Genomic DNA, 9,806 nt, shown 5'->3' on the forward strand with positions numbered 1-9,806 from the left:
CCGCCGTCATGGCCACCCTGCGTAACACCTCGATCGGGTTCCACCGCACCAACGGGGAAACCAACATCGCCCGCGCCACCCGACGAGCCGACCGCCGCCCCCACGACCTCATCACCGCCGTGATCAGCAACAACCCGAGAACGCAATGACCCTGGCGGTACCCCTGCACCAGCACGCTGCGTTGCCAGATCGGCCCGTCGGTGACCCGGACCGACCGGATCTCGTCGGCGATCACCCGAAGCAGCGCGGACAATTCCATCCGGGCCAGCGCGGCGCCGAGGCAGTGGTGCGGGCCGTGGCCGAGCGCCAGGTGTTTGTTGGGCCGGCGACCGGGCCGGAAGACCTGCGGATCGGCGAATTCGCGAGGATCCCGGTTGGCCGCTGGCAGCCACGCGACGACCGGCTCGCCGCGACGGATGGGATCGTCACCGACGACGACATCGTCGGTGGCGACCCGCAGGACGTGCATGGCCGGAGAGGACCATCGGATGATCTCCTCGACCATCAGCGGGTTGAGGTCGGGGTCGTCGCGCAGCGAGTCCAGTACGCCCGGGGTCGTGCCCAGCACGCTGAACGCGGCGGTCACCGCGTGTCGCGTCGTCTCGTTTCCACCGACCAGCACGTTGTCGCAGTTCATCAACACGTCGGTCGCGGAGAGCTCGGGGTCAGCGAGGAGGATGCTCACCAGGTCGTCGCCGGGCCGGCGTTGCTTGGTTTCGATCAGGTCGGAGAAGTACAGCAGGATCTCGGTGTGTGCCTCGGCCGGCGTCATAGCCGAGAAGCTGCTGTCCGTCCCACCGAACGCGTGGTTCGTCAGGGTCAGCAGGCGATCCCGGTCCTGGGCCGGTACGCCCATGATCTCGCAGACCACGGAGGCCGGGATGCGCGGTCCGAGATCCGCGGTGACGTCGGTCGCGGCGGTGTCCCGACACTTCGTCAGCAGGTCGCGGATCTCCTTCTCGACGAAGTCGTTCAGGGCGGCCGCCGTCCGGCGCGAGAGCATCGCCCCGGCGAGTTTCCGCAGTCGCTCGTGGTGTGCTCCGTCGGTCACCACCAGCATCTGGCCGCCGGACCGGTCGGGACGGGTCGCGTCGAACCCGATCATCATCCCGTACTCCGACGTGAAGGGACCGTTCGGCGCGAGGACCTGGCGTACCGCGTCGTACGAGAAGACCGACCAGAATCCGTTCGGTGAGCTTCCGGGCTCGCTCCAGACCGCCCGACCGCTGGCGACGTGCCCGTCCCAGAACGCGTAGCGGTCGATGTCGAGATAAAGGTCGGGATCGCCGAGGTCCATGGAAACTCCGTCCGTCGGGCTGCCAGTGAGTTCGGGGCCGGTACGCGGTCCGGGTTGGCGCAGGGTCAACGGTCCGCTGCGAACTTCTGCAGCGCGTCCGCCGCCGCACCGACCGGATCGGCGTCGCGCATCGGCGCCGCCATCCGCTCCAGCGCGCGGGCCACCTCCGGGTCGGGCCTCAACCGGCGGGCCGTCTGCACGAACGTGGCGCCGGGCGCCTCCTGGTCGAGCACCACGGCGACGCCCAGCTGTGCCAGCCGCGCCGCCACCCCGCGCTGGTCGTAAGCGCGGGGCAGGGCGATCATCGGCACTCGGTGCCGGACCGCCTCCAGCACCGAGTTCATGCTCGCCCGGGTCAGGAAGACCGCGGACCGGGCCAGCACCGCAGACTGCGGCACATAGCGGCGCGCGATGACGTTCGGCGGCAGGTCACCGAGCGCGGCCGGGTCGGTGGCCGCCGTCGCCAGCACCACCGTCCACTCGGTAGCCGCGAAGGCGTCCGCAAGGTCCCGGAAGAACCGCGGCCCACACCCGAAGACCGTGCCCGGCGAGAAGAAGAGCGTGGGACCGCGCTCGATCGACTCCCACGGCAGGTCCGTGTCACCGTAGCCGCTGGTGTCGCGCAACAACGGCCCGACGAAGTGGTACCGGTCGCCGAACGTCTCCCACCGCGGCTGGAGCTCCGGGGTGGCGTTGACCAGCGCCAACTGGGCCCGGTCCCGAAGCGCTGGGTGGAACTGCGGCAACAGGCCGAGCCGCCGGATGGTACGGACCCAACGATCGCCGCGCTGCCGGCGCAGGTTCTCGACGACCATCTCCTCGCTCACGGTGTAGGTGACGCTCAACGACGCGAGCGGGGTGCCCTCGCGCAGGGCGGCCAGTTGTCCCCACCGGGCGGCCAGGTCGGTCACCACCACGTCGGGCCGCCACCCCGGCCACCGCTTCCGCAACCGGCGCACCACGCCGCGACGCTCGCGGAACATCCGCAAGGCCGCCCGCCGATTCCGCCGACGCTGCTCCGCGGTCGGATTCTCCGGCCAATCGGTCACCACCGTCGTGACGATTTCGGTAACCGCACAGCCGACCTCGCGGAACACGTCGGCGAACTGCGCCGCGACCGCCACAGTCACCGTCTCCCCGCGCCGCACCAGCTCCGCGGCGATCGGGACCATCGGATTGACGTGCCCATGCATCGGGTACGGAACGAACAGATATCGAGCCACGGAAGGTCCTCCGGAACGAGCCTGGAAAGTGCCGGTCCGTCACCCGCGACCGGATGTCTTTTCCGTCTGTGCAAGCGTCGCGGCCACCACGCGGCCGACCGCCGCGACAGACGAAGGATTGCTGAAAATCATACCGTGGGTTTCTTCGATATGATGGTTGTTAATCCGTCCCTTAATGAGTGGGGACCACGCCTCGGCGGTGAAGTGCTCGCGCAATTCCGGCGAGCCGGCGATCGCGTCGGACTTGATCGTGGCCGTGACGAAGGTCAGGTCACCGGCGAACACCTCCGGCCGGTAGTCCGCCATGAGCCGGGCGCAGTTGACATACACCCGCATGCTGTCCTTCAGGCCCTGCTCACCGAGGGCGGCGAGCCGGTGGTCGCGCTGCCGCAGATGCTCGGCGTACCGGCTCAGCACCCTGTCCAGGTCGGTGGCGAGTTCCGCCGGGTCGAAGGTGAAGTCCCGGGCCAGGAGCGAGCCGATGATCTCGTGGTCCGGGCGGTCCGGCACGCCAACCTCCGGGTTCGGGTAGGTGTCCACAATGATCAGATCCGCCACCTCGGCACCGAACTGCTGCAACCGGGTCGCCACGGCGTGCGCCACGAGCCCGCCGAACGACCACCCGAGCAGTCGGTACGGCCCCGAGGGGTAGGCGGCACGGATCTGCGCTGCGTAGTCCGCGGCCATCTCCTCGATGGAGCTGGGCAGCGGCACAGAGCTGCCCAGACCGCGCGCCTGCACCCCGTAGATCGGGTACTCGGCCGACACGTGCGCCAACAGACCGGCGTAACTCCAACTCGTGCCGGAGGCCGGGTGCAGGCAGAACAGTGGCGGCCGGTCGCCGTGCCGGCGCAACGGCAGGATGACGGCGAACGGGTCGTGTTCGGTGCCAGCGCCCAGCTCGCGGGCCAGGCCGGCGACGGTCGGCGCCTCGAAGACACTGCGGACCGACAGCTCGACGCCGAGCCGGGAGCGGATCTGCTGGACCAGCTTGGTGGCCAGGAACGAGTGACCGCCGAGGGTGAAGAAGTCCTCGTCGACACCGACCGGGGCACGGTTGAGCAGCTCACCAAAGATCTCGCTGAGCACGTGCTCCTCGGGGGTCCGCGGCCTGCTGGCCGCCCGGTCACCGGACCCCACCGCCGGCAGGGCGGCCCGGTCCAGCTTGCCGTTGCGGTTGACCGGCAGCTCCGACATCACCACGAACTCCGACGGCACCATGTACTCCGGTAGCCGGCGGCGAAGGTACTCGGCGAAGTTGGCCGGCTCGACGGCCTCCGGGGCCGGCACCACATACGCCGCCAGCAGATTGCCTCCGGCGCTGCCGGGCCGGGCCAGCACGGCGGCGCGACTCACCCCGGGGTGCCCGGCGAGGACGGCCGCGACCTCACCCGGCTCCACCCGGAACCCGCGGATCTTCACCTGGCTGTCGGCGCGGCCGACGAAGACGATCCGCCCGTCCCGGGTCCAGCGACCGAGGTCGCCGGTGCGGTACATCCGACGCCCGGTGCCGGTCGGGCAGGCGACGAAGCGCTCGGCGGTCAGGTCCGGCCGCCCGCTGTACCCGCGCGCCAGGCACTCACCGGCGAGGTGGACCTCGCCGGTGACACCCGGCGGCACCGGGCGCAGGAAGGAATCCAGCACGTAGACCCGGACGTTGTCGATCGGGCCGCCGATGTCGGGCAGCTCCGGCCAGTGCGCCGGATCAGCCGGCAGCACCGTACCGGTGACCACGTGCGACTCGGTCGGCCCGTACTGGTTGTGCAGCCGGCGCCCCGGCTCGGCGGCGAAGAAGTCGCGGATCGGGGCGTTCAGGCGTAGGGCCTCGCCGGCCTGGACCACGTCGGTCAGCGCCGGCAGCCGGACCCCTTCCGTCGCCGCCGACTCGGCGACCGCCTCGATCACCAGGGTGGGCGCGAACAGCTCGCGCACCTCCTGCTCCGCCAGCCATCCGACCAGGGTCCGGCCGTCGCGGCGGACCTCCTCGGGACAGATCTCCAGGGTCCGGCCGGTGACGAGCGCGAAGCACATCTCCTGCATCGCGACGTCGAAGCCGATCGGCGCGAACTGCGCGGTCACGATGCCGGGGCCGCCGGGAAGGGTGTCGCGTTGCCACTCGACCAGGTTCTCGATCGACCGGGTCGGCATGAGCACCCCCTTCGGCGTACCTGTCGATCCCGAGGTGTAGAGCAGGTACAGGCCCAGGTCCGGGCACAACGGCCGGCCGCGCTCCCGGTCGGTCACCGCCGCTGCGGAACATCCGGCCAGCTCGGCGCGGACCTCGTCGGCGTCCAGGTGCACCGCGTGCGGCACCCGGGTCCAGCTCCGTTCGGCCACCGGGCCGGCGGTCAGCAGCAGCACCGGACCGGCATCCCGCAGCACCGCCGCCACCCGCTCGTCCGGCAATCCGACGTCCAGCGGGAGCGCGATGGCACCGATCTTGACAGCCGCGACGAGGGCCACCACCTGCTCCACCGAGCGGTGCAGGGCGATCCCGACCACCCGGTCCGGCCCGGCACCGCGCCGCAGCAGCAACCGGGCCAGCCGGTTCGCGGCCCCGTCCAGTTCGCGGTAGGTCAACGAGCTGGTGCCGCACCGGACCGCGCAGCCGTCGGGGGTGGCGCGTGCCTGGTCGGCGAGCCGGTCCGCCAGGTGCCGGCCCGACGACGGGCGCTCGGTGGCGTTCCAGGTCCGGATCACGAGGGCACGCTCGGCGCGGTCGAGGATCTCCAGCCGGCTGAGCCGGGTGGACGGGTCCGCCACCGCGGCGGTGAGCAGTCGCGACAGCCGGTCGGCGAATCCCCGGGCGGTCTCCGGGTCGAACAGATCGGTGCTGTACTGCACGGAACCCTCGATGCCGGCCGCCCGACCGTCCGCCTCGTGCCGTTCGGCGAAGGAGAAGAGCAGGTCGAACTTCGCGGTCCGCACCTCGACCCGCTCCCGTTCGACCCGCAATCCCGTGGAGGCCGCCTCCCCCGGCGTCGGTTCGGTGTTGTTGAGCGAGACCATGACCTGGAACAGCGGGTGCCGGGACAACGAACGCTGCGGATTCAACACCTCCACGAGCCGCTCGAACGGCACGTCCTGGTGCGCGAACGCCGCCAGGTCCACCTCCCGGACCCGCCGCAACAGCTCCCGGAAGGGCGGATCCTCGGAAGCGTCGGCCCGCAGCACCAGAGAGTTGACGAAGAACCCGACCACCCCCTCCAGCCCCGCGTCGGAACGGCCGGCCACCGGGGTACCGACCGGCACATCGACACCGGCGCCCAGCCTCGACAGCAGGCCCACCACGGCGGCGTGCAGCACCATGAACAACGTCGCCCGGCCGCTGCGGGCCGACCGCAGTAGCGCCTCGTGCAACTCGGCCGGCACGGCGAAGGTCACCTCGGCACCACGCTGCGAGCCCACCACTGGGCGCGGCCGGTCACAGGGCAACGCCAGCTCCTGCGGCAACCCCGCCAACCGCTCCCGCCAGAACGCCAACTGCCGGCTCAGCAGCGAATCCGGGTCGTCCTCGTCGCCGAGCACCCGCTGCTGCCAGAGCGCGTAGTCCGCGTACGACACCGGCAGCGCCGGCCACTGCGGCGCCGTGCCGGCGGACCGCGCCGCGTAGGCCCGGGTCAGATCCGACGCCAGCAACGGCATGGACCAGCCGTCCCCGGCCACGTGGTGCACCACCACCACCAGGACGAACTCCCGCTCGCCCACCGCGAGTAGCCGGACCCGCAACGGTGGCTCGCCGGCCGCCAAATCGAACCGGTGGCCCGCCACGGCGGCGATCTGCGCAGGTACCTCCTCGGGCGTCACCGGCACGACCGCGAAGTCGGGTGCGACGCCTTCCGCGACGGTCTGGTACGGGCCCGCCTCGTCCTCGGCGAAGACGGTACCCAGGGCCTCGTGTCGCTGCACCACGTCGCCGAGTGCGGCCCGCAGAGCTTCCACATCCAGGTCGCCCCGGAGCCGCATCGGCATCGGGATGTTGTACGTGGGGCTCGGCCCCTCCACCCGGTTGAGGAACCAGAGCCGGCGCTGCGCGGCGGAGAGCGGTACCCGGGCCGGCCTGGGCACCACGGGTTCGACCATCGGCCGTCGCCCCTCCCGCTGGTCCAGCAGCTCGGCCAGCCCCGCCACTGTCGGCGCGTCGAAGAGCCGCTTCACCGGCACCTCGGCGTCGAGGATGGCGCGGATCCGCCCGATCAGCTTGGTGGCCAGCAGCGAGTGCCCGCCCAGCTCTAAGAAACTGTCGTCGATACCGACCCGCGCCACGCCGAGCAGCTCCGCGAAGATCTCGCAGAGGATCTCCTCGCGGGGATTGCGCGGTGACCGGCCACCGGCCGCGCCGTCCAGCTGCGGGTCGGGCAGGGCGCGGATGTCGACCTTGCCGTTCGGCGTGACCGGCATGGCCGGCAACACCACCACCGCCGCCGGCACCATGTGGTCGGGCAGCCGGTCAGCCAGGTACGCCCGCAGGTCGGGGGCCGCGCTGCTGGCACTTTCCACCACGTAGCCGACGAGGCGCGGCTGGTCCTCGTGGTCGGCGCCGGCCACCACGACCGCCTGGGCCACCGCCGGGTGCTCGCCGAGTACCGCCTCGATCTCTCCCAGCTCGATCCGGAAGCCACGGATCTTGACCTGGGTGTCGGTCCGGCCGAGGTACTCAAGGTTGCCGTCGGCCCGCCGACGCGCCCGGTCACCGCTGCGGTACATCCGGGAGCCGGGCGGCCCGTACGGGTCGGCGACGAACCGCTCGGCGGTCAGCCCCGGCCGGTCGGCGTAGCCACGGGCGAGGCCGGCACCGGCCAGGTACAGCTCGCCGGTGCCCTCCAGCGGCGCGAGCCCGAGCCGCTGGTCGAGCAGGTAGACGCGGGTGCCGTCGATCGGCCGCCCGATGGGTGGAAGGTCGCCGTCGGGCAGCGGTCCGCTCATCGTGGCACAGACCGTGTTCTCGGTCGGCCCGTAGGCGTTCACCATGCGTCGGCCCGGCGCCCAGCGGGTGACCAGTGCCGGCGGGCAGGCCTCGCCGGCGACCACGAGCGTGCCGCCGGGCGGCAGCGCGTCCGGCGGCAGCGCGGCCAACGCGGTGGGCGGCAGCGTGAGGCTGTTGACCCCACGCTCCGCGATCAGTCCCGCGAGGGGCGGACCGGGCAACATGCGGTCGCTCGCGGTGAGCACCAGGGTGGCACCGGAGACCAGGGTCACCCAGAATTCGGAGACGGTGGCGTCGAAGCCGAGCGCGGCGAACTGGAGTACCCGGTCACCTGGACGTACCCGGAAGGCCCGGGTCTGGCCGGCGACGAGCGCAGCCAGTCCGCCGTGGGTGACCACGACCCCCTTGGGGCGTCCGGTCGAGCCGGACGTGTAGATCCGGTAGGCCGGGTGTGTCGTGCGCAGCGGAGCGGTCCGCTCGGCGTCCACCGGGTCGTGCTCCGGCGCTGGCTCGACCTCGACGTCGTCCATGGCCAGCACCGGCAACCCGACGGGCACGCCGAGGTCTCCGGCAATCTCCGTTGTGCTGAGCAGGCCGGCCGGCGCGGCATCGGCGAGCAGGGCGGCGAGGCGGTCGGCCGGATAGGCCGGGTCCAGCGGCAGGTAGGTGGCACCGGCCTTGGCCACCGCCAGCAGGGCGGCCGGCAGGTCGGCTCGGCGCCCCAGCGCGACGGCGACCACCTGCTCCGGTCCGAAGCCCCGGGCGATGAGGCGATGGGCCCACCAGTTCGCCCGCCGGTTCAGCTCCGCGAAGGTCACCGACTCGTCGTCGTCGACCACCGCCACGGCGTCCGGGGTCGTACGCACCTGCCGTTCGAAGAGGGCCGGCAAGGTGGCGGGGGTCGGCGGCTCTGCCCCCGCAGACCAGGTGAGCAACTGTTCGCGCTCGCCGGGCAGCAGCAGGTCCAACCGGTCCAGCACGGTCTCCGGAGCGGCCGCGAGCCGTTCGAGCACCCGCGCGACCCGGTCCAGGGTCCGGCGGCCGAACTCGGGATCGAACACCGCCGGCCGGTGGTCGACCCGCAGCACGAGTTCGCGGCCGGGTGCGGCGGCGAGGGTGAGCGGGTAGTGGGTCCCGTCCTGACCGTGCACCCGGGTGACGCGCAGCTGGTCCGGGCCGGACGGCTCCCCGGCCGCGCCCGTCCGCCCGGTGGGGTAGTTCTCGAAGACCGTGGGCGCGTCGAAGAGTTTGGGCAGGCCGGTCACCGCCTGGATGTCCGCCAGGCCGAGATGCTGGTACGGGAGCATCCGCAGGCCCTCCGCCTGCATCCGCTCGACCAGGCCGCCGAGGGTCTCGCCGCGTCGGAGTCGGACCCGCAGCGGAACGGTGTTGATAAACAGACCGACCATCGTCTCCACACCCGGCAGTTCGGGCGGGCGCCCCGACACCGTGATGCCGGTGACCACGTCGGTACGCCCGGTGAGGTGACCGAGCACGAGTACCCAGGCGGCCTGCACGGCCGTGCTCAGGGTGACCCCACGGGACCGGCACCATCCGGTGAGCGCCTCGGTGACCTCGGGCGACAGGGTGCGCCGCTGCTGCTGCGGCAGTTCCGGTTCGGTCCCGGCAAGCGGCGCCACGAGCGTCGGGGCGTCGAGTTCGGCGAGATACTCCCGCCACGCGGTCCGGGCCGCCTCCGAGTCCTGCTCGGCGAGCCAGGCCAGGTACCGGCGGTAGGGCGGAACCTGCGGCAGTTCCGGCGCCTCCCCCCGACCGTGGTAGAGGGCGAGCAGGTCGCGCCAGAGCACCGCAGTGGACCAACCGTCGGCCAGGATGTGATGCATCGTCAGGACCAGCCGGTGTTCCTCCGGCGTCAGCCGGATGAGGATGAACCGCAGCAGGGGTGGGCGGCCGAGCTGGAAGCGGGTGACCCGATCGATCGCCGCGATCCGCCGGACGGCCTGATCCTGCTCCTGCTCGGGCGTCCCGGTCAGGTCGTGCACCGTGAACGGGAGCCGGACCGACCGGGGGATGACCTGCACCGGCTTGCTCAGTCCCCGGTGCCGGAAGCCGGCGCGCAGACTCGGGTGCCGGGCCAGCAGCGCCTCCCCGGCCGCGCGCAGGGCTGTCTCGTCGAGCGGACCGGCCAGGTCGACGACCAGTTGGGCGGCGTACACGTCGAGCGCCGACTCGTCGAACTGGTTGTGGAAGAGCATGCCCTCCTGTAGCGGCGTCAGTGGCAGGATGTCGTCGAGCTTGCCCCGGCCCACCGCGCCTTTCTCGACCCTCCCCTGCGATCCCTGCTGGCCGGAGGTGGGAGCCGGGGTGCCCGCGCCGCCTTGTCCAGGTTGAGAAGGGC

At 72.0% G+C, this 9,806-nt stretch carries 3 protein-coding genes; all 3 read right to left on the reverse strand.

Features of this window, described 5'->3' with window-relative positions:
* On the reverse strand, positions 1–1,297 hold a 1,297-nt coding region (locus AC2CHE_RS16950), incomplete at its 3' end, for a cytochrome P450 (protein WP_484505852.1).
* A gap of 65 nt (positions 1,298–1,362) precedes the next feature.
* A complete protein-coding gene (locus tag AC2CHE_RS16955) occupies positions 1,363–2,520 on the reverse strand; it encodes a glycosyltransferase (protein WP_484505853.1) in 1,158 nt (385 codons plus the stop codon).
* A 39-nt stretch (positions 2,521–2,559) separates the two neighbouring features.
* Entirely contained in the window at positions 2,560–9,717 is a 7,158-nt protein-coding gene (locus AC2CHE_RS16960) for an amino acid adenylation domain-containing protein (RefSeq protein WP_484505854.1), read from the reverse strand.
* Positions 9,718–9,806: the final 89 nt, after the last annotated feature.

This window comes from Micromonospora sp. ATLC16, from assembly GCF_057196645.1.